We start from the raw sequence: 22,125 nt of genomic DNA on the forward strand, positions 1-22,125 counted from the left end.
GGCGCGGCAGGATGGGGCCATGGCGAACACGAGCGTGCGCATCAGGATCGAGGCCACCGACCTCCCGGGGCGCAGCTGCCCCGGGGCCCCGGGCTTCCCGGGCTACGACGACATCCACGTCGCCGTGCAACGGCGCGGCAGGCCGCAGGAGTTGCTCGAACCGGTGGCCGGGGACGCGGCCGGGGCGGTCTGGACCCTGGAGTGCACGGTGAAGGCCGGCCCGGACCTCCTCGGCCCGTACGTCCAGGGCGGCCCGGGTGCCCGGTTCGTCTACCTGTCCTGGGTCGCGGGCGGCGCCGAGGGCTTCACGATGTTCCGCCGGGCCAAGCTGATGCTGGACGCCGTCCCGCCGGGCACCGTCGAGGCGGCCGTGCGCGGTGGCCTGCTGGTGGCCAGGCTCGGTCTGACCGACGCCAAGGGGCACCCGCTCTGCGCCGCCGTCCGGCCGCCGCTGGTCGCCTGGTCGGCGGGCCCGGACGGGACCGGGGCATGACGAAGGGCCCCGCCGAGTGCGGGGCCCTTCGCCCGGGTGCCGTGGTGCCGGATCCGGTCTACTGGTACTGGGTGGTGACGCTCACGCCGCTGAAGTCCTGCTGTCCGGCGGCGAGGCTGAAGTAGACCCAGCCGGCCGGGGGGTTGGTGATCGTCAGCGTCTCGCCGTTCCCGGCGTTGGTGGACTTCGCCTGGTAGGAGCCGGTGGTCGCCCAGCTGCTTCCGCCGTAGTAGAGATCGGCGTTGCCGGTACCGCCGCTGGAGGTGATGGTCAGCTGCTTCACGCCCGCGGGCAGGTTCAGGAAGCTGTAGCTGTAGTTGCCGGCGGTGGCGGCGAGGTTGTCCCGGCGGCAGTTCTTGTCGAACTGGCGCGGGTCGGCGATGGTGCAGACCGGGGTGACCGGGGTGACGGGGGCGTCCGGCAGCGGGCCGCAGTCGTTGCTCGCGCAGGCGGTCAGCCAGGCGTCGAAGCCGGCGTCGTAGCTGGTGCCGATGGTCTGCTTCAGGAGGGTGCGGGCACCGTTCCAGTCACCGGCGCGGTACTTGGTGAGCACGGTCTCGACGTCCGCGCGGTGCTCCTGGAGCATGTAGCGGACCGCGAGCCAGCCCCAGCGGTAGACCCGGTTCGAGTTGACGTCGGGGTCCCCGTCCTGGTCGTAGACGGTGTCGAACAGCTGGCTGAGCTTGTAGGTCTTCTTGGCGGCCTCGTTGATCGCGTCGGTGTTGCGCGCGTTGCGGTAGCCGAACGAGATGTTCTCGGCGATGCCCTCGACCCACCAGATGGTCGGGGTGGTGATGCCGGCCTCGAAGTCGCCGGCCATGTTGTAGCGGCCGTCGAGGTAGTGGGTGTACTCGTGGTTGAGGTTCCAGATCTGGAAGCTCGGGCGCAGCCAGCTGGCCTCGTGGGCGATGAAGCGGGCCTGGTTGCCGGGCAGGGCCGGGTTGCCCTCCTCGTACATGCCGCCGTTGTCCACGTCGATGTCGTAGAAGGACCAGGCGTACAGCGAGTAGTTGTAGTAGTCGTCGAAGGCGACGACCTCCAGGTTGGTGTTCACGTCACCGGGGATCGCGCCCTTGTCACCGATCACCTTGTGGAAGTAGGCGTCCTGGTTGACCAGGCTGGTGCAGGTGGTGGCCAGCTGCGCGGGGGACATGTCCTGGGCGCGGATCTTCAGCCCCGGGTTGCAGGTGTGCTGGATCGGCAGGATCACCGGCATCAGGCGGGTGTTCAGGTCGCAGATGCCGTAGGCCGCGCAGTTGCCCTTGTCGAACTTGCGGGTGGCCCAGGCCAGGTTCATGGTGATCGGGGCGGTGGGGCCGACGTTGGGGTACCGGTTGATCAGGTCCTTGAGCAGCGGCCGGAGCTGGCTCTTGAGCTCGGGGACCACGAGGGCGTAGCCGAGGTAGCGGCCCATGTTGCTGATCATGTCATCGCGGTTCAGCAGGTCTTCGTTGCGGGTGATGAAGTCGGCCCAGGTGGTGAGGAGGCCGCCGTCGGCCTTGAGGGCGGCCTTCAGGCCCTGGCTGTCGGCCTTGGGGTCGAAGGCCTCCTCGATGATCCAGTCGAAGTGCTGCAGCGACAGGTTCATCTGCCGGGGCCAGGTGCCGTTGTAGGCGGCCAGCATCCTCTGGAGGACGCCGTTGTACCGGCCGAGCGTCTTGGTCTGGCCGATCACCGTGACGACCTCGTTGAGGATGTCGCCGTTGGCGTCGGTGATGTCCTTGCTGTGCGGGGCAGCGAAGAAGGCGTCCAGCGCCCCGTGGGCCGCGGTCTCCAGCGCCGGACCGTAGGTGCCGATGACGCCCGGGTTGACCTCGTGCAGGTAGTAGCCGGCGCGCAGGAACATCACCAGCTGCCCGATGGAGGTGCTGTTGTCGCCCGGGTAGGTGGCGGAGGTGTCGCGCAGCGCGTTGGCGACGGTCACCATCTTGGCTTCGCCGAAGGCGTTCGCGGCGTCGGTGCCGGTGAGATTGAACAGCGGGTAGGCGCAGGGGACGTTCGGCAGCGCCTTGAGCTGCTGGATCAGCGCGCTGCCCGTGGCGTTGATCAGGCCGGACAGGTCCGGACAGGGCTCCCCGGCGGCGGCCGAGAACTGCTTGGCGGCCTTGAGGGGCGCGGTGGCCGGTGCGGCCGGCGCGGTGGACTCCTTGCCGTAGTCCTGCGAGGAGAGCTTGAAGGTGCTGTTGTTCGCGGCGTCGGGCGACTTGGGGACCGGGATCGACCGCGGTGCCGAGGAGGTGGCTCCGGTGGCGCTCGCGCCGGCCGGGGCCGTGATGCCGACGGGGGCTGCCTGGCTCTGCGGGGTGAACAGGCCGAGCGCGATGAAGAAGGCCGCGCCGAGCGCAGGAAGTCTGCGCGCGTTGGCCGTTGATATCCGGGAGGGACGCATCTGTGGGGGCCTCCGGGGCCGGTGTGGCCGCTGTTGGGGAAAGCGGCTTTCGATGTGTGACATGTAAAATTGCACATGTCGCATCACATACGGAAGACCTCGGACCGGATTACCGGCCGCCGCAACCGAAACGTTGTCAGGCCGCGCGGCAGTGGAGGGTGCTGGGCGGTCCTGGGCGGTTGCGGGGCGGCCCAGGGCGGCCTGTGGCGGCTCCGGGCAGGGCCGGGAACGGGCGGAGGGCCCCGCCGCGTGGCGGGGCCCTCCGTGTGCTCCGTGTGCTCCGTGTGCTCCGTGCGCACCGGAACCTGCGGCCCGGCGAAGCCCTCCGCCGAGCCGTTCGTCCTACTGGTACTGGGTGGTGACGGTGACGCCGGAGAAGCCCTGCTGGGCGGCGAGGCTGAAGTAGACCCAGCCGGCCGGCGGGTTGGTGATCGTCAGCGTCTCGTTGTTGCCGGCGTTGGTGGACTTCGCCTGGTAGGAGCCGGTGGTCGCCCAGCTGCTTCCGCCGTAGTACAGGTCGGCGTTGCCGGTACCGCCGTTGGTGGTGATGGTCAGCTGCTTCACGCCGGCGGGCAGGTTCAGGAAGCTGTAGCTGTAGTTGCCGGTGGTGGCCGCGACGTTGTCCCGGCGGCAGTTCTTGTCGAACTGGCGGGTGTCACCGGCGGTGCAGAGCGGGGCCTGGGTGGTGGGCGGCAGGGTGCCGCAGTTGTCGGCCGCGCAGGCGGTCAGCCAGCTCGCGAAGTCGGCGTCGTACTTGGTGCCGATGGTGGAGGTCAGCAGGGTGCGGGCGCCGGCCCAGTCGCCGGCCCGGTACTTGGTGAGCAGCGCGTCGACGTCCTGCGGGTGCGACTGGAGCATGTAACGGACCGCCAGGTAGCCCCAGTTGTAGATCCGGGTCTGGTCGGCGTTGTCGTAGGTGGTGTCGAAGAGCTGGCTCAGCTTGTAGGTCTGCTTGCCGGCCTCGGTGATGGCGGCGGCGTAGCGCTCGTTGCGGTAGCTGTACGAGATGTACTCGGCGATGCCCTCGACCCACCAGATGGTCGGCGTGGTCATGCCGGCGTCGAAGTCGCCGGCCATGTTGTAACGGCCGTCGAGGTAGTGGGTGTACTCGTGGTTGAGGTTCCAGATCTGGAAGGTCGGGCGCAGCCAGTCGGCCTCGTGGGCGATGAAGCGGGCCTGGTTGCCGACCTTGGCCGGGTTGCCCTCCTCGTACATGCCGCCGTTGTCGACGTCGATGCCGTACATGATCCAGGCGTACAGCGAGTAGTTGTAGTAGTCGTCGAAGGCGACGACCTCGAGGTTGGTGTTCAGGTCGCCGGGGATCGCCCCGTTGTCCTTGATGACCTTGTGGAAGAAGGCGTCCTGGTTGACCAGGCTGGTGCAGGTGTCGGCCAGCTGCTGGGCCGTCATGTCCTGCGCGCGGATCCGCAGGTTGGCGTTGCAGGTGTGGTTGACGGTGAGCACCAGCGGGACGAGCCGGGTCGGCAGGTCGCAGGTGCCGTAGTAGGAGCAGTTGTTCTTGTCCTGCTTCTCGGCGAACCAGACCAGGTTCATGGTGAGCGGACCGGTGGCGCCGACCAGCGGGTAGCGGTTGATCAGGTCCTTGACCAGCGGGCGGCCCTGGGCCCGCAGCGCGTCGGTCCCGACCAGGTTGCCGAGCATCATGCCGATGCTGGTGACCACGTCACCGCCGTCCATCTGGGCGGCGTTGCGGGTGACGAAGCCGGCCCAGGCGGTGGCGATGGTCGGGTCGGCCTGGAGGGCGGCGACGAAACCGGTGTCGGCCCGCTTCGTGTCGAATCCGCCTTCGATGACCCATCCGGCGTGCTGGACGGCGGTGACCATCGCGTTCGGCCAGTTGCTGCTGTAGCCGGCGAGCAGCCGCTTCACGACGCCGGCGTACCGGCCGTTCTCGTGGGCGCTGTCGATCAGCGTGACGGCCTCGTTGAGGGTGGCGCCGTTGGCCTCGGTGACGTCCTGGCTGCGCGGGGCGGCGTAGAAGGCGTCCAGCGCGCCGCGGATCGCGGTCTGCAGCGGGGCGCCGTAGCTGCCGACGGCGGCCGCGTTGTTCTCCTGCACGTAGTAGCCGGCGCGGAGGAACATCACCAACTGGCCGATGGCCGCGCGGTTGTCGCCGCTGTAGGTGGCCGAGGCGACGCGCAGGGCGTCGGCGACGGTCACCATCTGGGCCTCGCGGAAGACCGTTCCGGCGTTGGTCCCGGTGAGCTCGAACAGCGGGTAGGTGCAGGTGACGTCGGGGAGCGCCTTGAGCTGCTGGACCAGCGCGCTGCCCGAGGCGCCGATCACCCCGGAGAGGTTGCAGTCGACGGCCGCCGGGGCCGCGGAGAACTGCTTGGCGGTCTTGGCGTCGGCCGGAGGGAGCTGCGGGGCCGCCTTCGTGGCGGTCTCCTTGCCGGCGCTCGCGGAGGCGAGCGGGCGGTCGCCGATGCTCGCGTCGGGGGACTTGGGCACCGGGATCGCCCTGGGCGCGGGCGCCGAGGCGGTTCCGGTGCCGGCCTTGGCCGCGGGAGCGGCCGCACCGGCCGGGGCGGCGAAGCTCTGGGGTGCGAACAGGCCGAGCGCGAGGAAGAAGGCCGCGCCGAGCGCGGGCACTCTGCGCACGGTGGCCTTGGATATCCGGAAGGGACGCATCTGTGGGGGCCTCCGGGGCCGTCGGGGCCGCGTTGTTGGGGGACGCGACCGCTCGATGTGTGACATGTAAAATGGCACATGTCGCACGGCGTCGGGAAGGCCTCGGGCCGGATTGTCCCCGGCCGCAACCGAAACGTTGTCAGAGCGCAGTCAGGCCGCCGGGGTGGACGGAGCGGCGGCGGGGAGGGGTCAGGCGGCCCGGGCTGCGGCGAGCGGTGTGAGCGCCGCGAACTCCAGCGGCGCCGACGGGTCGATCGACAGGTCGGCCGGTGCCGGCTCGGCGCCCGCCCGGACCAGCAGGTCGCCGATGGCCGCGACCATCGCGCCGTTGTCGGTGCACAGCCGCAGCGGTGGCACCCGCAGGGTGATCCCGGCCGAGGCGCAGCGCCGCTCGGCCAGTGCGCGGACGCGGGAGTTGGCGGCGACGCCGCCGACCACGACCAGGGTGGTGATGCCGTGGTCGGTGCAGGCGCGGACGGCCTTGCGGGTGAGGGTGTCGGCGATCGCCTCCTGGAGCGCGGCGGCGGCGTCGGGGACGTTCGGCTCGGTGCCGGTGGCGCGTTGGGCCTCGACCCAGCGGGCGGCGGCGGTCTTGAGGCCCGAGAAGGAGAAGGAGTACGGGGGGTCGTTGGGGCCGCTGAGGGGGCGCGGCAGGCGGACGGCCTTCGGGTCGCCGTCGCGGGCGGCGCGGTCGATCGCGGGCCCGCCGGGGTAGGGGAGGTGCAGGATCCGGGCGACCTTGTCGAAGCACTCGCCGGCCGCGTCGTCCAGGGTGTCGCCGAGGTGGACGATCGGGTCGCGGGCGAGGTCGCGGACCAGCAGGAGGGAGGTGTGCCCGCCGGAGACGATCAGCACCACGCAGGGGTTCGGCAGCGGGCCGCCGTCCAGGGTCGCGGCGGCGACGTGCCCGGCCAGGTGGTGCACCCCGTAGAGCGGGACGCCGAGCGAGAAGGCGTATCCCTTGGCGGCGGCCACCCCGACCTGGAGCGCTCCGGAGAGCCCGGGCCCGGCGGTGACGGCGACGGCGCCGACGTCGGAGAGGGTCAGCCCGGCCCGGTCCAGCGCCTCCTGGACCACCGGTGCCATCGCGTGCACGTGCGCGCGGGCGGCGATCTCCGGGACCACGCCGCCGAAGCGGGCGTGCTCGTCCATGCTGGAGGCCACCGCCTGACCGAGCAGCCGCCCGTCCTGCACGAGCCCGGCGCCGGTCTCGTCGCAGGACGATTCGATCCCCAGCACCACCGGCGATCCGGTCATGGTCACTCACCCTTGTCGCTCATTACATCTGCGCGTCCATTGTGCACGACGGCACACGGGGAATACGCAGGAGCCCATGCTTCGTTCCTGCAACCCATACGCAATAGTGTTGTCCCGGCACGATCATCACCGTTGAACTCGCTGAAAGGGGCCGTGTCCTGATGGGCACCTACACGCTTCCCGACCTGCCGTACGACTACTCCGCGCTCGAGCGGGCGATGTCCGCCGAGATCCTGGAGCTGCACCACTCGAAGCACCACGCGGCGTACGTCAAGGGCGCCAACGACACCCTGGAGCAGCTCGCCGAGGCGCGCGACAAGGACCAGCTCGGCGGCCTGGTGGGCCTGCAGAAGACCTTCGCCTTCCACCTGTCCGGCCATGTGCTGCACTCCCTCTTCTGGGAGAACCTCTCGCCGGAGGGCGGCGACCGCCCCGAGGGTGAGCTCGCCGACGCGATCACCGAGCACTTCGGCAGCTTCGAGGCGTTCAAGAAGCAGCTCACCACCGCCACCACCGGCGTCCAGGGCTCCGGCTGGGGCATCCTCTCCTGGGAGCCGCTGGGCAAGCGCCTGATCGTCGAGCAGGTCTACGACCACCACGGCAACGTCGGCCAGGGCACCACCCCGCTGCTGGCCTTCGACGCCTGGGAGCACGCGTACTACCTGCAGTACCGCAACGTCCGCCCGGACTACGTCACCAAGCTCTGGGACGTCGTCAACTGGCAGGACGTCTCGCAGCGCTTCGCGGCGGCCAGCGCCGTCTGAGCTCGAACCCTGTGAGGTAGGGGAAGGAGGTCCCCGCCACCAAGGCGGGGACCTCCTTCTTGCCGTTCTTGAATGCTGCGGGGCCGCTGAGGGACACCCCAGCGGCCCCGCGGTGGTGCGCGCCCGGCAATGTCATCCGGCGAGAAGCGTCAGATGAGCGGCTGCCGACCGCGACAAGCTGTCCAGGACCGCCTTTCCCTTCGAGGCCGAACCGAGCGAAGGGCTGCCGATGATTCCGTTCCGGGTGTAGCCGGCCATGCCGAGGGTGAGGAGATGAGGTCGCTCGGGGACGGAGTGGTCGTCCTGCTCGAAGCCGTCGCGGATCAGGTGCGGGGCTCCGTGGAGGAGGAGGGAGACTTCGAGCTCGCCACCGTGCATGTCCTCGGCGCCACTGCTCTCGAGACCGGCCTCGGTGCGGGCCTGGTGCCAGTCCTCGCGGACGGGAAAGAGGGCGACGCGCGGGCCGGTGACGTTGGCCTCTTGGACGACGTTGGAGAGGACGTAATTCCCGCCGTGGCCGTTGACGATGAGCAGACCGGGGACACCGGACGCCTGGAGGGACTTCCAGATGTCGTTGACCACGGCGTACAGGGTGGCAGCGCTGATGCTCACGGTGCCGGGCATGTGGGCGTGCTCGTGCGAGCAGGAGAGGGTGACGGGCGGCAGGAGGAACAGGTCGTAGTCGGCGGCGATGCGTTGGGCGATCAGGCCGGCGACCACGGTGTCGGTGGCCAACGGCAGGTGGGCGCCGTGCTGCTCGAAGCTGCCGACCGGCAGCACGGCGATTCTTGCGCCACGCCGGCCTTCATCGGCGGAGGTGGCGGCCGTGATCAGTGCGTCCATGGACTCAGCCTCTCCCACCAGGCCGGGAATGGTCGAGCGGCCGCCGTGGTGCTCCAGCGTCTCGGGGGCGGCGGTGCGGGCGTCGGGACGGGACGCGGGGACGGGCCGTCCCCGGACCGCACGCGGTCCGGGGACGGGCCCGGTTCATCTGCGGGCGCCCTCCGGCCACGGCACCCCGGTACTGGTGATTTCGAGCCTCGCTCCATCACCCCGCGGCGTTCGCGCGCTTGGCGAGTTTCGCCAGCTCCGGTGGTGCGCTTCGACCTGCGATGAGGATGAGTTCACGGATCGTCGCCCGGGCCGCCACGTGGGACCGGACGCTCTCGGGTGCCAGCTCCTCGGCACGCAGGAGGCATTCGAGGGCCTCCCCGAGCTGACGCCTCTGAGCGTGGGCCCTCCCGAGGTCGATCAGTAGCCTGGACCTCCGCTCGGACGAGAGCTGCCCGGCGTCGATTCGGTGGCCAAGGTCCAGGGCCTCGCCCGCGTCGCCGAGGTCGACCGCCGTCGAGACGGCCTGGATCTCCACATTGGTGGGGCCGAACTCCAGATTGAAGTCGTTGCGGTCCTCGCCGAGTCGGGCCGCGATCTCGCGGGCGGTGCCGAGTTCGTTCCGTGCCTTGTCGCGTTGGCCGGCGCGGGCGGCGGCCAACGCGAGAACCAGGTGGAGTGCGCCGAGTACGGAAAGTGCCTCCGGCGACGGGCTGGTTGTCGAGGCGTAGCGCCGTAGGACGGCCGCCGCGCTCCCGGCTGCGTGTTCTGCCTGGTCGAGTCGTTGAAGCCGGACGAACGCGTGTGCCAGCCGGTAGATGCCGGCAAAGACGTACAGGTGGTGCCCGGACTGTTCGGCCGCTCGGACGGCTCGATCTGCGGCCACCCATGCCGCGTCGCCTTCGTCCTGGCGGACGAAGGCGGCTGCGACAGCCTGGTAGGCCTGGGTGAGGAGGAGATGGATCTCGGGGCGTTCGTCCAGAGCAGAGGTCCGTGCTGCCCGCTCCAGCCGTGGCAGGACATCGGCCATGGCCGTGCTCAACTCGGCGAATCGCGCGCTGTGCGTCAGGTGCCAGAGTTCTTCGACGGCAGCGGTCAGCTCGGTGAGGTCGGGAGTCTCTGCCGGGGAGCTGTCGTCGAGCAGCGCATCGAGAGCGGGATGCCCCGAGAGCGACTGCCGCGCCAGGTCGAGGTCGTTGGGCCGGTCCGCGGTCGAGTGCGCGGGCACCCCGGGTGACGGTGCGTCGGGCCGCAGCGTCTGAATGGACACGCCGAGGCCGTTGGCCAGCAGCTGGAGTACGTCGAGGCGGACCACCGGTTGAACGCCACGCTCGACCTGAGACACCCAACTGGCGGTTCGACTGATGGCGGCGGCGAGCTGATCCTGCCTCATGCCGCGACTCTTGCGGAGCTGGGCGACCCGGGCGCCGAACGCCCGCTGCTCATCGGGGTTCACCGGGCGGCCCGGTCGCCGGACGAGCCCTTGCCGGCGATCTCGTCCAGGAACGTGACGTCGAACGATTCGAGGTACTGGCCGCGTTCGGCCAGGAACCGGCGGGTGTGGGGCTGGCGTTCGTGCTCCTCGAACGCTTCCCGGTCCGCGTACAGCTCGTAGAAGACTCGCACGTGCGGCTCGTCCGGTACGGCGTGATTGACGTAGACGAGGGTGCCGGGCTCCTCGGAACGGATTCCTTCGAGCGCCTCCCTCGCCAGTTCGTCGAAGGCACGGGCCGCTACCGCGTCGCGGGCGACGAAGCGCACAACAAGACCGAATCCCATAGCTCTCCCCTTCCGGCTGGAGGATCGAGTCTCGCACGAGTCGATGAAGAACTGCGAGTAACAGAACTCCTTGACTCGCAGATTCTCTGCGACTACTTTAAGTGGTGTCACCGTGGCGGAGTGCTACGAGTGGCATCCCTTCCGCTGCCGTCCACGGGCGGCCGCTGCCTCGTGGGTGGGCCTGAGAGCCGATGACGCCCTCAAGCCCACCTGAAGCGATGGAGGAGCAATGAGGTGGAACATGACCGTCAGTCCGCTCAGCACCGCACGGTTCCCGGTTCCGTTGGAGTGGGGTGCGCCGCCCGGGGTGGAGGCGGTGCCGGTGGCGCGGCGGATGGTGATGGCGATCGTGCGGGACTGGGGCGTGCTGCTCTCGGTCGACGCGCTTCAAGAGGTGGAGCTGTGTGCGAGTGAGGTGATCGCCAACGCGCTGGTGCACACCGAGCAGCGCTGCGAGGTGACCGTCCGGCGCCGGGCCGGACGGTTGCGGGTGGAGGTCGCCGACCGTTGTCCGGAACTCCCGCGGCGGGAGCGCGAGGCCGAATCGTGCGGCGGGCGTGGACTGTTGCTGGTGGAGGCGCTGGCGCACGCCTGGGGATGGCAGCCGGTGGGGGGCGGCAAGGTTGTGTGGTTCGAGTTTCCGGAGACCGGTGAACCGCCGTGCCCCACCCACGGGTGGGGCACGGCGCGCGACCTCCGAGCTCTGCGCGAGGTGGCGTAGTGCCCCCGCTCCTCTGCTTGGTGGGTCTCGACCGGGCGACCGTCGTGCGCCTCGCGTGGTGGCTGTTCTTCTCCGCCGCGGTGATGACCGGGTTCGCGGCCGGCCGTGATCGTTAGGGCGAGGTGCCGAAGAAGGCGTCCAGGATCTGCTGGGCCGCCAGGCTCGCCGGGACGGTGCCCTCGCGGACCCGGTGTTCCAGGGTGGGGGCGAGGCGGCGGACCTCGGGGTGCTCGTGGAGGCGGGAGAAGAGCTGGTCGTGGACCATCGCCCAGGTCCACTCGACCTGCTGGTCGCGGCGGCGGGCCTCCAGCGCGCCGGTCGCGTCGAGGACCTTGCGGTGCTGCTGGAGCCGCTCCCACAACACGTCGAGCCCGGTGCCGTCGCGGCCGCTGCAGGTGAGCACCGGCGGTGTCCAGGGGGCGTCCGGGGGCTGCAACAGCCGGAGCGCACCCGCGAGTTCGCGGGCGGCGGCCTTCGCGTCCGTCTCGTGCGGGCCGTCCGCCTTGTTGACCGCGATCACGTCGGCGAGCTCCAGCACGCCCTTCTTGATGCCCTGGAGCTGGTCCCCGGTGCGGGCCAGGCTGAGCAGCAGGAAGGAGTCCACCATGCCCGCGACCGCGGTCTCCGACTGGCCGACGCCGACCGTCTCGATCAGTACGACGTCGTAGCCGGCGGCCTCCATCACCACCATCGACTCGCGGGTGGCCCGGGCCACCCCGCCGAGCGTGCCGGAGGTGGGGGAGGGGCGGACGAAGGCGTCGGGGTCGACGGCGAGGCGCTCCATCCGGGTCTTGTCGCCCAGGATGGAGCCGCCGGTCCGGCTGGACGTCGGGTCGACGGCGAGCACCGCGACCTTGTGGCCGAGGCCGGTGAGCCGGGTGCCGAAGGCGTCGATGAAGGTCGACTTGCCGACACCGGGGACGCCGGTGATGCCCACCCGGACCGCCCCGCCCGCGTGCGGCAGCAGCATGGTGAGCAACTGCTGCGCCAGCGCGCGGTGGTCGGGCCGGGTGGACTCCACGAGGGTGATGGCCCGCGCGATGTACGCGCGCGAGCCGTCCCGCACCCCCTGGGCGTACTGGTCGAGGTCGATCGTCCGGGGCGGCATCGGTTCAGCGGCTCACAGGTCGTGGCCGAGGTCGGCGGCGAGCGACTTCAGCAGGTCGAAGGCGGCCTCCGGGATCACCGTGCCGGGCGGGAAGACGGCTGCCGCCCCCGCCTCGTAGAGGGCGTCGAAGTCGCCCGGGGGGATGACCCCGCCGACCACGATGGTGATGTCCTCCCGGCCGGCCTCGGCCAGTTCGGCGCGCAGGGCCGGCACCAGGGTGAGGTGGCCGGCGGCCAGCGAGGAGACGCCGACGATGTGCACGTCCGCCTCGACGGCCTGGCGGGCGACCTCCGCCGGGGTCTGGAACAGCGGGCCGACGTCGACGGTGAAGCCGAGGTCGGCGAAGGCGGTGGCGATCACCTTCTGGCCGCGGTCGTGGCCGTCCTGGCCCATCTTGGCGACCAGGATGCGCGGGCGCCGGCCCTCGGCCTGCTCGAAACGCTCGACCAGGTCGCGGGTGCGCTGGAGGGGGGCCGACGGCCCGGCTTCGTCTCGGTACACACCCGAGATGGTACGGATCTGGCCGGAGTGGCGGCCGTACACCTTCTCCAGGGCGTCCGAGATCTCGCCGACGGTGGCCTTGGCGCGGGCCGCGTCGACGGCGAGCGCGAGCAGGTTGCCGTCCAGGCCGCCGTCGCGCTGCGGGCCGGCCTCGGCGGCCCGGGTGAGGGCGTGCAGGGCGGCCTGGGTGGCGGCCTCGTCGCGCTCGTCGCGCAGCCGGCGCAGCTTCTCGATCTGGCGGGTCCGCACCGAGGAGTTGTCGACCTTGAGCACGTCGATCTGCTCGTCGCTGTCCACCCGGTACTTGTTGACGCCGATCACCGGCTGGCGGCCGGAGTCGATCCGGGCCTGGGTGCGGGCGGCGGCCTCCTCCACGCGCAGCTTGGGGATGCCCGCGTCGATGGCCTTGGCCATGCCGCCGGCCGCCTCCACCTCCTGGATGTGCTGCCAGGCGCGGCGGGCGAGGTCGTGGGTGAGCTTCTCGACGTACGCGGAGCCGCCCCACGGGTCGATCGAGCGGCAGGTGCCGGACTCCTGCTGGAGCAGCAGCTGGGTGTTGCGGGCGATCCGGGCGGAGAAGTCGGTCGGCAGCGCCAGCGCCTCGTCGAGGGCGTTGGTGTGCAGCGACTGGGTGTGGCCCTGGGTGGCCGCCATCGCCTCCACGCAGGTCCGGGTGACGTTGTTGAACACGTCCTGCGCGGTGAGCGACCAGCCGGAGGTCTGCGAATGGGTGCGCAGCGACAGCGACTTGGCGTTCTTCGGGTCGAACTGCTTGACCAGCTTGGCCCAGAGCAGCCGGGCCGCGCGCAGCTTGGCGACCTCCATGAAGAAGTTCATGCCGATCGCCCAGAAGAACGACAGGCGCGGCGCGAAGGCGTCCACGTCCAGCCCGACGTCCAGGCCCGCCCGCAGGTACTCCACGCCGTCGGCCAGGGTGTAGGCCAGCTCCAGGTCGGCGGTGGCCCCGGCCTCCTGGATGTGGTAGCCGGAGATGGAGATCGAGTTGTATCGCGGCATCTTCTGCGAGGTGTACGCGAAGATGTCCGAGATGATCCGCATCGACGGCTGCGGCGGGTAGATGTAGGTGTTGCGGACCATGAACTCCTTGAGGATGTCGTTCTGGATGGTCCCCGCCAGCTTCTCGGGCGGCACCCCCTGCTCCTCGGCCGCCACGATGTACAGCGCCAGCACGGGCAGCACCGCGCCGTTCATGGTCATCGACACGGACATCTTGTCCAGCGGGATGCCGTCGAAGAGCTGGCGCATGTCGTAGATGGAGTCGATCGCCACGCCGGCCATGCCGACGTCGCCGGTGACCCGCGGGTGGTCGCTGTCGTAGCCGCGGTGCGTCGGCAGGTCGAAGGCGACCGAGAGGCCCTTCTGACCGGCCGCCAGGTTGCGGCGGTAGAAGGCGTTGGACTCCTCCGCGGTGGAGAAGCCGGCGTACTGCCGGACCGTCCACGGCTGGTTGACGTACATCGTCGGGTACGGGCCGCGCAGGTACGGGGCGATGCCGGGGTAGGTGCCCAGGAAGTCCAGGCCCGCCAGGTCGTCCGCGGTGTAGAGCGGCTTGACGCCGATGCCCTCGGGGGTCTCCCAGAGCAGCTCGTCGACGTCCTTGCCGGTGCTCTGCCGCCAGGCGGTGCGCCACTGCTCGCCGGTGACGTCCGCTCGGCCGTCCCCGTCCAGCCCGATTCCGGTGAAGTCGGGGATCATCACGCCACTCCGCTTTCGTCGGTGATCTCGTCCAGGAGCGAGGACAGGACCGCGACGGCGTCGCCGCCCGCGAAGACGAACCCGTCCACGCCCGCCCGCTCGTACGCCTCGCGCTGCTCGCCGGGCCGGCCGGCCAGCAGTACCCGCCGGGCGCCGGCGGCCTTGAGCGCCGCGGCCACGGCCTCGGCGTGCTCGCCGTACAGCTGGTCGCTGGAGCACAGGCAGGCGACCCGGGCGCCGGAGGCGGCGAACGCCTCGGCGACCCTGGCCGGGACGCCCGGCTCGGCCACCGCGGCCTCGACGCCGGTGGTCGCGATGCCGCCGGCCTGGAACAGGTTGGCCGCGAAGGTGGTCCGCGCGGTGTGCGCGGCGGCCGTCCCGAGGGAGGCCAGGAAGAGCGCCGGGCGGGCCCCGGTGGCGGCCAGCCGGGCGTCCGAGCGGGCGCGCAGCGCCTCGTACGCGTCGGCGCGGCGCACCCGCGGCAGCCCGCCGGAGGGCCCGGCCGGAGCCGGTGCGCGGACCAGCGGCGGCTCGTTGAGGTTCGGGAACTCGCTGACACCGGTGATGGGTTCGCGCCGCTTGGCGAGCGCCACCGAGCGCTCCGCCCAGGTGGCGGCGATCCGCTCGCCGACCAGGCCGGAGCCCAGTGCGGCCCGCTGGCCGCCGGCCCGCTCGATCTCCTGGAACCAGGCCCAGGCGGCGTGCGCGAGCTCCTCGGTCAGCTGCTCCACGTACCAGGAGCCGCCGGCCGGGTCGACGACCCGGGCCAGGTGCGACTCCTCCAGCAGGATCGACTGGGTGTTGCGGGCGATCCGGCGGGCGAAGGCGTCGGACAGGCCGACCGCGCTGTCGAACGGCTGGACGCTCACCGCGTCCGCGCCGCCGACCCCGGCGGCCAGGCAGGCCACCGTGGTGCGCAGCATGTTCACCCACGGGTCGCGCTCGGTCATCATCACGGCGGAGGTGACGGCGTGCTGACGCTGCGCCGAGGCCTCCGGTGCGGCCCCCGACACCTCGGCCACCCGGGCCCAGAGCCGGCGGGCGGCACGGAACTTCGCGATCGTCAGGAACTGGTCGGCGTCGGCCGCGTAGCGGAACTCCAGCTGGCCGAGCGCGGCGTCGACGGACAGTCCGGCCCCGGTCAGCGCGCGCAGGTAGGCGACGCCGGTGGCGAGGGAGCAGCCGAGCTCCTGCGCGGGGGAGGCGCCGGCCTCGTGGTACGGCAGGGCGTCGACGACGAGGGCCCGCAGGCCCGGGAAGCCCTCGGCGCAGCGGGCCGCGAGGGCGGCGGCGTCGACGAGCAGTGCCTCGGTGCGCCCGGCCCGGCCGGTGCGGGCCTCCAGGCCCAGCGGGTCGGCGCCGAGGTTGCCGGCGGCGGCGCCGGGGGAGATCTCGCGCTCCTCGTAGAGCTTGAACAACTGCTCGGCGGCCTCGGTGAATTCCGGGCCGGCGTCGAGCACGATGCCGGCCAGGTCGAGGTAGACGCCGGTCAGGGCCTCGGGCAGGGCCGTGACGGGCAGGGCCTCGCCGCCCAGCTCCAGCCAGAGCGAGCTGCCGCCGTTCTCCAGATCGGCCAGGACCGCCTCGTTGGCGCGGCGCGGATCGGGGTCGGCGTGCCGCTGGCGGACGTCCCAGCCGGACACCGAACTGCCCTGCGGCCGACCGCCGCGGACGAACGGCGGGAAGCCGGGGTAGCCGGGCTCGGCCGAGGCGTCCTCGGCGGTGTACAGCGGGCGGGCGCGCAGCCCGTCCTGGAGTGCGGTGGTGAGCGCCTGCTCGGCCGCTGCGCCGTCGGCGGGCTGCGCACCCGACTTTCGCAGCACGCTCTCGACGAGGTGCTGCCACTTCTCGCGGTGTGCGGCCGGGAATTCGGCGGCCAGGGGAAGCCCTTCGGGCGGGACCGTCATGCCCGCAGGTTAGCGCCCGTTCGCACGGGCGCAGCAGAGGCGGAGGGTGTGACCTTGCCCTCGCTTTGCCCTTCGTCGCACTTCAGAGGGGTCGGCCGCGGCCGGAACCCGGTCCGGCGGTTCTCAGGGAGTGGACAGTCCGCGGGCGGGGGGCGGGCCGCGGGTGGGTGCGGACCCGCCTGCGACGGCCCGGCCACCGGTCGGGCCGCGGCCGCCGTGCAGTTCGCCTGCGCGCAGCTCGGCGAGCCGTACGTCCGGGAGCGCCACCGGGCCCGCCGGGTACGACTGCTCCGGGCGGACCGGCGCGGCCCGGCGGGCCGCCGACGTCGAGCTGCCCCGGGTCTCCCAGGACCGGTGGAAGGCCGGCCGGCGGATCGCGCGCGGCGACCTCCAGCCCGGCGACCTGGTCTTCTTCCATCCGGACATCCACCACGTCGGCCCCCACATCGGCGGCGGCACGATGATCCACGCCCCGCGCACCGGCACGAACGTCGAGGTGCCGGCGATCGACGCGGTGCCGTACGTCGGCGCCGTCCGCCCGCAGGCCGCCGCCGGTCCGCCCGACCCCTTGTGCCGAACGCCCCCGGTCCCCGCCGGGGGCGTTCGGCATGGAGGGGGCTGGTGTTGATCTGACGTCACGCAGTCGATTTCTTGCAAAGCTCTGTCGACATCTTGTGGTCATCTGTTGCGCGGTGGTTAAGTGGCGGAGCCGCCGGGCGCGCACCGCGGCCCCCAGCACCCATGCCTGCAGAAGGGTCCCTCCGCCATGAACAGAACCGGGCTCCGCCGGAGATCCGCAGCCGTCGCACTGGTCGCAGGACTGGCCTTCTCCCTTGCCGCGTGCGGTAGTTCGGGCGGCGCCGGCACGGGTGGCACGGCGCCGGAGGGCGGCGCAGGCGCGACCCTGGACCCGAGCGTGAAGACGACCGTCAGCGTCGACTGCCAGCCCCCGGTCACCAAGGCCGCCGAGCGCAAGCAGTGGGCCGAGGACATCGAGGCGTTCCACCAGCGCTACCCGAACGTCACGATCACCAGCAAGGACGCCTCGCCCTGCGAGGAGCCGGCGCCGTTCACCGCCCAGCTCAAGGGCAAGACCCAGACCGACGTCTTCTACACCTACTTCACCGACCTCGACCAGGTGCTGGACGCGGGCGCCGCCGAGGACATCTCCGCCTACGTCAACGAGACGACCGTCCCGGCGCTCAAGGACATCGACCCCTCGGTGCTCGCCACGCTGAAGGACGGCGACAAGCTCTACGGGCTGCCCACCTCGAACTACAAGATGGGCCTGCTCTACAACCGCAAGCTGTTCAAGCAGGCCGGGCTGGACCCGGACAAGCCGCCGACGACCTGGCCGGAGATCCGTGAGGCCGCGAAGCGGATCGCCGCCCTCGGCAACGGGATCAACGGGTACGGGGAGTACAGCGCGACCAACCAGGGCGGCTGGCACTTCACCGCGGAGCTGTACGGCCTGGGCGGCCGGATGGTCGGCGACGACGGCCGGAAGGCCGCGTTCAACACCGCCGAGGGCCGGCAGGTGCTGCAGTCCCTGTACGACATGCGCTGGACGGACGACTCGATGGGCTCGGCACAGGGCCTCAAGTGGCCCGACCTGATGACCCGGATGTCCACCGACCGGCTCGGGATGTACATCGGCGCCCCCGACGACATCACCTACATGGTGCAGACCCTCAAGGGCGACTACGCGGACTACGGCATGGGTCCGATGCCCGGCGGCAAGGCGGCGCTGCTCGGCGGCAACGACTACATGATCAAGAAGGGCTCCAGCCCGGACCAGATCAAGGCGGGCATCGCCTGGATCAACTTCAAGTTCCTCACCCAGGGCAAGGGCCAGTTCGACTACGCCCGGACGAAGGCGGACGGCCTGCCGGTCGGCCTGCCGCAGCCCTTCTTCTTCACCGGCGCCTCGCTGGAGCAGGACAACCGCGCCAAGGCCGCCAGCGCCACCGTCCCCGTGCAGAACTACGCGCCCTACCTCGCCGCGTCGGTGCCGGGCCGCACCGAGCCGGCGCACGCGCAGCAGATCTACAAGGTGCTCGACAACGCGATGTCCGCCGTGCTGACGGACCGGGGCGCCGACGTCGCCAAGCTGCTGGCCGACGCGGAGACCCAGGTCAACCAGGTGCTGGCCAGCCTCCAGTAGACGGCGGCCGGGCCGGCCCCGGCCCGCGGCCCCGGACGGACACCGACGAATCGGCGGGAGAACGAACGATGGCAGCGATCAGTGTCGCCGGGAAGGCGGCCCGGCCCACCACCACCCCGCAGGGCCGGGGGCGGCTGTGGCGCGGCGTGCGCCGCAACCTCACCGCGCACGGCTTCCTGCTCGGCGCACTGCTCTGTTTCGGCTTCTTCACCTGGTACCCGATGGTCCGTGAAGTCGTCATGAGCTTCCAGCGGACGCGGCGGGGCCGGACCACCTGGGTCGGCCTGGCCAACGTCGACCAGTTGCTCCAGGACCCGGCGTTCTGGCAGGCCTGGCGCAACACCCTGCTGTTCACCGCGCTGGCGCTGGTGTTCGGCTTCGCGGTGCCGTTCCTGGTCGCCGTGCTTCTGAACGAACTGCGCCACGCCAAGGCCTATCTGCGGGTCCTGGTCTACCTGCCGGTGATGATGCCGCCGGTGGCCTCGGTGCTGCTCTTCAAGTACTTCTACGACCCGGACTTCGGGCTCTTCAACAGCATCCTGCGAACGCTCCACCTGCCGACCTCGGCCTGGCTGGACTCGGCCGACACCGCGATGCTCTCGGTGGTCCTCGCCTCCACCTGGATGAACATGGGCGGCGCCACCCTGATCTACCTGGCCGCCCTGCAGGGCATCCCGGGGGAGCTCTACGAGGCGGCCGAACTCGACGGGGCCGGTCTGTGGCGCCGGATCTGGCACGTGACCATCCCGCAGACCAGGCTGATCCTCTCGCTCCTGCTGCTGCTCCAGATCGTCGCCACCATGCAGGTGTTCGTCGAGCCCTACCTGCTGACCGGCGGCAACGGGCCGCAGGGCTCCACCACGACCGTGGTCCAGCTCGTCTACCAGTACGCCTTCAACTTCAACAACTACGGCGCCGCCTCGGCGCTCGGCCTGATCATGCTGCTGGTGCTGGCCGGGTTCTCCGCCCTGTACGCGCGGCTGTCGCGCGCGGCCGACTAGGCGGTGTCGGGGCCCGACCCGACCCGCCCGGGCCGGGCGAGGCCCGCCCCACCAGCCCTGACCAGCCCTGACCAGCCCTGACCAGGCCCGACCAGGCCCGACCGACCGGGCACGCCAGACCCGACCAGACCCTTGGGAGCCCCGGTGGACGAGCCGCAGACCCGGACGCTGATCTCGCAGACCCAACTCGACCGCCCGCGCGGCAGGCTGCTGTACCGGGTGACCCTGGCGGCCACCGTCGTGGTCTTCACCCTGGTGTTCCTCGGCCCGCTGTACTGGCTGGTGACCGGCGGCCTGAAGTCGACCGCGGAGGTGGTCCGCAACCCGCCCACGCCGTTCCCCACCGAGCTCCACCCGGACACCTACGCGACCGCGTGGAGCCGGCTGGGCCTGGGCCGGCTGCTCTTCAACACGCTGTACTACGCCTTCGGCGCGCTGGCCCTCCAGCTGGTGTTCGACGTGGCGGCGGCCTACGCGCTGTCCAAGCTGCGCCCCGTCCTGGGCAACCTGATCCTCGGCATGATGCTGGCCACCCTGATGATCCCGGCGGCGGTGCTGGTCGTCCCGCAGTACCTGACCGTGCTCGACCTGCCCGTGCTGCACCTCAACCTGGTCAACACGCCCTGGGCGATCTGGCTGCCGACGGTGGCCAACGCCTTCAACATCTTCCTGCTGAAACGGTTCTTCGACTCCATCCCGGAGGACCTCATGGCGGCCGCCGCGATCGACGGGGCCACCCCGTTGCGCGCGCTGCGCTCGATCGTGCTGCCGATGTCCCGGCCGATCCTCGGCGTGGTCTCGATCTTCGCCGTGGTGAACGTCTGGAAGGACTTCCTCTGGCCGATGCTCGTCCAGCCCGACCCGGCCCGCCAGACGCTCAACATCGGCATCAAGTCCCTGGCCACGGGCGTACCGCAGAACGTCGTCATCGCGGCCCTGGCCATCGCCTCGGCGCCGACGATCCTCTTCTTCCTGATCTTCCAACGCAGCATCATGTCCGGGCTCACCTCGGGTGGACTCAAAGGCTGACCGGCCCGGGCGCCGATCCGAAAGGACCCCCAAACCGTGGGACAGCAATCCCGGCTCCCGTTCGAGACCCCGCACTGGTGGCGCGACGCGGCGATCTACCAGGTGTACCCGCGCAGCTTCGCCGACGCCGACGGCGACGGCACGGGGGACCTCGCCGGCGTCCGCACCCGGCTGCCCTACCTGGCCGAACTCGGCGTCGACGCCGTCTGGTTCAACCCCTGGTACCCCTCCCCGATGGCCGACGGCGGCTACGACGTGGCCGACTACCGGGGAGTGGACCCGCTGTTCGGCACCCTCGCGGACGCCGAGCAGCTCATCGCGGAGGCGCTCGGCCACGGCATCCGCACCATCGTGGACATCGTGCCGAACCACGTCTCGGACCAGCACCCGTGGTTCCGCGCCGCACTGGCGGCCGGCCCCGGCAGCCCGGAGCGCGAGCTGTTCCACTTCCGCACCGGCCGCGGCCCGGACGGCGAACTCCCGCCGAACGACTGGGTGTCGGAGTTCGGCGGCTGCCCGTGGACCAGAACGGCGGACGGCGACTGGTACCTGCACCTGTTCGCCGCCCAGCAGCCCGACCTCAACTGGGCCCACCCCCGGGTGCGGAGCGAGCACGAGGAGATCCTGCGGTTCTGGTTCGACCGCGGCGCCGCCGGGGTCCGGATCGACTCCGCCGCGCTGCTGGCCAAGGACCCGGCGCTGCCGGACTTCGTCAAGGGCCGCGACCCGCACCCGTTCACCGACCGGGAGGAGCTGCACGGCATCTACCGCTCCTGGCGGGCCATCGCCGACGGCTACCCGGACACCCGGATCCTGGTCGGCGAGGTCTGGCTGCCGGACGCCGAGCGCTTCGCCCGCTACCTGCGCCCGGACGAGCTGCACACCGCCTTCAACTTCGACTTCCTGGCCCGCCCGTGGGAGGCCGCCGCGCTGCGCGACTCGATCGACACCACCCTCGGCCTGCACGCCCCGGTCGGCGCCCCGGCCACCTGGGTGCTCGCCAACCACGACGTCACCCGCACGGTCACCCGCTACGGCCGCCGCGACACCCGGTTCGACTTCGCCGCCAAGGCCTGGGGGACCCCGACCGACCCGGAGCTGGGCCGGCGCCGGGCCCGGGCGGCGGCGCTGCTCTCGCTGGCCCTGCCCGGCGCGGTCTACCTCTACCAGGGCGAGGAGCTCGGCCTGCCGGAGGTCGAGGACCTGCCGCCGGAGCGGCTCCAGGACCCGATGCACCTGCGGTCCGGCGGTACCGACCCGGGCCGGGACGGCTGCCGGGTACCGCTGCCCTGGTCGGGCGACCGACCCCCGTACGGGTTCAGCCAGGCTCCGGCCGAGCCCTGGCTCCCGCAGCCGGCCGACTGGGCCCCGCTGACCGTCGAGGCCCAGTCGGCCGACCCTGGTTCGATGCTCTCGCTCTACCGCGCCGCGCTGCGGCTGCGGCGCGCCGAGGACGCCCTGCGCGGCGAGGACTTCGCCTGGGCCGCCGCCCCGGGCGAGGTGCTGGCGTTCCACCGGGGCGCCGGCTTCCAGTGCGTGGTGAACCTCGCCGCCGTACCGCTGCCGCTGCCGGAACACCGGGCGGTGCTGCTCGCCAGCGGCCCGCTCACCGAGGACGGGCTGCTGCCGCCCGACACCGCGGTCTGGCTGCGCGTCGCCTGACCGCCCGCGGCTCCCGCTGCCGCCCGGCCCGCCGCTCCGTTTCACCGCCCCGTCCCACCGCCCCTGCCCGAGTCGTCGTCCCACCGCCCCGTCCCGCCTCTCCGTTCGGAGCCCCGGATGGCCCGGTCGCCACCGCACGCGCACGGCCCTG

The 22,125-nt window shown here is 71.5% G+C and carries 17 protein-coding genes; 8 read left to right on the forward strand and 9 right to left on the reverse strand.

What is annotated here, in order from left to right; all coding sequences use genetic code 11:
- Positions 1-19: 19 nt before the first annotated feature.
- Positions 20-493 carry a DUF5990 family protein gene (locus ACWDRR_RS00065; RefSeq protein WP_449769865.1) on the forward strand — a complete coding sequence of 158 codons (474 nt, stop codon included), beginning with the start codon at positions 20-22 and terminating at the stop codon, positions 491-493.
- Positions 494-551: 58 nt separating this feature from the next.
- On the opposite strand, the gene ACWDRR_RS00070 is transcribed toward ACWDRR_RS00065, so the two are convergent.
- The 3 genes from ACWDRR_RS00070 to tsaD all read right to left on the reverse strand — a co-directional run bounded on the left by ACWDRR_RS00070 (position 552) and on the right by tsaD (position 6,791).
- Positions 552-2,882 carry a collagenase gene (locus ACWDRR_RS00070; RefSeq protein ID WP_449769866.1) on the reverse strand — a complete coding sequence of 777 codons (2,331 nt, stop codon included), beginning with the start codon at positions 2,880-2,882 and terminating at the stop codon, positions 552-554.
- A gap of 342 nt (positions 2,883-3,224) precedes the next feature.
- Positions 3,225-5,504, reverse strand: a complete 2,280-nt coding sequence (locus ACWDRR_RS00075; RefSeq protein WP_449769867.1) for a collagenase — start codon at positions 5,502-5,504, stop codon at positions 3,225-3,227.
- Positions 5,505-5,723: 219 nt separating this feature from the next.
- Positions 5,724-6,791 carry a tRNA (adenosine(37)-N6)-threonylcarbamoyltransferase complex transferase subunit TsaD gene (gene tsaD / locus ACWDRR_RS00080; RefSeq protein ID WP_449769868.1) on the reverse strand — a complete coding sequence of 356 codons (1,068 nt, stop codon included), beginning with the start codon at positions 6,789-6,791 and terminating at the stop codon, positions 5,724-5,726.
- Between the two features lie 161 nt (positions 6,792-6,952).
- Between tsaD and ACWDRR_RS00085 the strand changes: the two genes are divergently transcribed.
- Entirely contained in the window at positions 6,953-7,555 is a 603-nt protein-coding gene (locus ACWDRR_RS00085; protein ID WP_449769869.1) for a superoxide dismutase, read from the forward strand.
- Positions 7,556-7,687: 132 nt separating this feature from the next.
- On the opposite strand, the gene ACWDRR_RS00090 is transcribed toward ACWDRR_RS00085, so the two are convergent.
- The 3 genes from ACWDRR_RS00090 to ACWDRR_RS00100 all read right to left on the reverse strand — a co-directional run bounded on the left by ACWDRR_RS00090 (position 7,688) and on the right by ACWDRR_RS00100 (position 10,165).
- Positions 7,688-8,398, reverse strand: a complete 711-nt coding sequence (locus tag ACWDRR_RS00090; protein WP_449769870.1) for a creatininase family protein — start codon at positions 8,396-8,398, stop codon at positions 7,688-7,690.
- Between the two features lie 205 nt (positions 8,399-8,603).
- The gene (locus ACWDRR_RS00095; RefSeq protein WP_449769871.1) at positions 8,604-9,842 is read right to left on the reverse strand and encodes a helix-turn-helix domain-containing protein; all 1,239 of its coding nucleotides are present in this window, start codon (positions 9,840-9,842) and stop codon (positions 8,604-8,606) included.
- The gene (locus tag ACWDRR_RS00100) at positions 9,839-10,165 is read right to left on the reverse strand and encodes a putative quinol monooxygenase (protein WP_449769872.1); all 327 of its coding nucleotides are present in this window, start codon (positions 10,163-10,165) and stop codon (positions 9,839-9,841) included. The genes ACWDRR_RS00095 and ACWDRR_RS00100 overlap by 4 nt, the downstream gene beginning before the upstream one ends.
- Before the next feature lie 241 nt (positions 10,166-10,406).
- Between ACWDRR_RS00100 and ACWDRR_RS00105 the strand changes: the two genes are divergently transcribed.
- Positions 10,407-10,886 (forward strand): ATP-binding protein, encoded by a 480-nt coding sequence (locus ACWDRR_RS00105; RefSeq protein WP_449769873.1) that lies wholly within the window; start codon positions 10,407-10,409, stop codon positions 10,884-10,886.
- A gap of 112 nt (positions 10,887-10,998) precedes the next feature.
- Here ACWDRR_RS00105 and meaB read toward each other — a convergent pair whose 3' ends face one another.
- From meaB to ACWDRR_RS00120, 3 genes are read right to left on the reverse strand one after another with little or no spacing between them, the layout of a single operon-like run.
- Positions 10,999-11,994 (reverse strand): methylmalonyl Co-A mutase-associated GTPase MeaB, encoded by a 996-nt coding sequence (gene meaB, locus ACWDRR_RS00110; RefSeq protein WP_449769874.1) that lies wholly within the window; start codon positions 11,992-11,994, stop codon positions 10,999-11,001.
- A gap of 12 nt (positions 11,995-12,006) precedes the next feature.
- Positions 12,007-14,211 carry a methylmalonyl-CoA mutase gene (scpA, locus tag ACWDRR_RS00115; protein WP_449769875.1) on the reverse strand — a complete coding sequence of 735 codons (2,205 nt, stop codon included), beginning with the start codon at positions 14,209-14,211 and terminating at the stop codon, positions 12,007-12,009.
- The gene (locus tag ACWDRR_RS00120) at positions 14,211-16,118 is read right to left on the reverse strand and encodes a methylmalonyl-CoA mutase subunit beta (protein WP_449769876.1); all 1,908 of its coding nucleotides are present in this window, start codon (positions 16,116-16,118) and stop codon (positions 14,211-14,213) included. Before ACWDRR_RS00120 ends, scpA begins: the two co-directional genes overlap by 1 nt.
- A gap of 163 nt (positions 16,119-16,281) precedes the next feature.
- Here ACWDRR_RS00120 and ACWDRR_RS00125 point away from each other — a divergent pair, with 163 nt between their 5' ends.
- The 5 genes from ACWDRR_RS00125 to ACWDRR_RS00145 all read left to right on the forward strand — a co-directional run bounded on the left by ACWDRR_RS00125 (position 16,282) and on the right by ACWDRR_RS00145 (position 21,974).
- Positions 16,282-16,746, forward strand: a complete 465-nt coding sequence (locus ACWDRR_RS00125; protein ID WP_449769877.1) for a C40 family peptidase — start codon at positions 16,282-16,284, stop codon at positions 16,744-16,746.
- A gap of 138 nt (positions 16,747-16,884) precedes the next feature.
- The gene (locus tag ACWDRR_RS00130; protein WP_449769878.1) at positions 16,885-18,282 is read left to right on the forward strand and encodes an extracellular solute-binding protein; all 1,398 of its coding nucleotides are present in this window, start codon (positions 16,885-16,887) and stop codon (positions 18,280-18,282) included.
- A gap of 68 nt (positions 18,283-18,350) precedes the next feature.
- Complete coding sequence (locus ACWDRR_RS00135; protein ID WP_449769879.1) at positions 18,351-19,283, forward strand: carbohydrate ABC transporter permease; 933 nt, start codon at positions 18,351-18,353, stop codon at positions 19,281-19,283.
- A 144-nt stretch (positions 19,284-19,427) separates the two neighbouring features.
- Positions 19,428-20,312, forward strand: a complete 885-nt coding sequence (locus ACWDRR_RS00140) for a carbohydrate ABC transporter permease (protein ID WP_449769880.1) — start codon at positions 19,428-19,430, stop codon at positions 20,310-20,312.
- 36 nt (positions 20,313-20,348) lie between these two features.
- The gene (locus ACWDRR_RS00145; RefSeq protein ID WP_449769881.1) at positions 20,349-21,974 is read left to right on the forward strand and encodes a glycoside hydrolase family 13 protein; all 1,626 of its coding nucleotides are present in this window, start codon (positions 20,349-20,351) and stop codon (positions 21,972-21,974) included.
- Positions 21,975-22,125: the final 151 nt, after the last annotated feature.

It is taken from the genome of Kitasatospora sp. NPDC003701, from assembly GCF_053587085.1.

What these genes read in the sequence shown, in the direction of transcription:
- ACWDRR_RS00085 (WP_449769869.1), top strand. Translation starts at nt 6,953, where the DNA reads ATGGGCACCTACACGCTTCCCGACCTGCCGTACGACTACTCCGCGCTC.
- ACWDRR_RS00130 (WP_449769878.1), top strand. Translation starts at nt 16,885, where the DNA reads ATGAACAGAACCGGGCTCCGCCGGAGATCCGCAGCCGTCGCACTGGTC.
- meaB (WP_449769874.1), bottom strand. Translation starts at nt 11,994, where the DNA reads ATGCCGCCCCGGACGATCGACCTCGACCAGTACGCCCAGGGGGTGCGG.
- tsaD (WP_449769868.1), bottom strand. Translation starts at nt 6,791, where the DNA reads ATGACCGGATCGCCGGTGGTGCTGGGGATCGAATCGTCCTGCGACGAG.
- ACWDRR_RS00135 (WP_449769879.1), top strand. Translation starts at nt 18,351, where the DNA reads ATGGCAGCGATCAGTGTCGCCGGGAAGGCGGCCCGGCCCACCACCACC.
- ACWDRR_RS00065 (WP_449769865.1), top strand. Translation starts at nt 20, where the DNA reads ATGGCGAACACGAGCGTGCGCATCAGGATCGAGGCCACCGACCTCCCG.
- ACWDRR_RS00100 (WP_449769872.1), bottom strand. Translation starts at nt 10,165, where the DNA reads ATGGGATTCGGTCTTGTTGTGCGCTTCGTCGCCCGCGACGCGGTAGCG.
- ACWDRR_RS00105 (WP_449769873.1), top strand. Translation starts at nt 10,407, where the DNA reads ATGACCGTCAGTCCGCTCAGCACCGCACGGTTCCCGGTTCCGTTGGAG.
- ACWDRR_RS00120 (WP_449769876.1), bottom strand. Translation starts at nt 16,118, where the DNA reads ATGACGGTCCCGCCCGAAGGGCTTCCCCTGGCCGCCGAATTCCCGGCC.
- scpA (WP_449769875.1), bottom strand. Translation starts at nt 14,211, where the DNA reads ATGATCCCCGACTTCACCGGAATCGGGCTGGACGGGGACGGCCGAGCG.
- ACWDRR_RS00090 (WP_449769870.1), bottom strand. Translation starts at nt 8,398, where the DNA reads ATGGACGCACTGATCACGGCCGCCACCTCCGCCGATGAAGGCCGGCGT.
- ACWDRR_RS00070 (WP_449769866.1), bottom strand. Translation starts at nt 2,882, where the DNA reads ATGCGTCCCTCCCGGATATCAACGGCCAACGCGCGCAGACTTCCTGCG.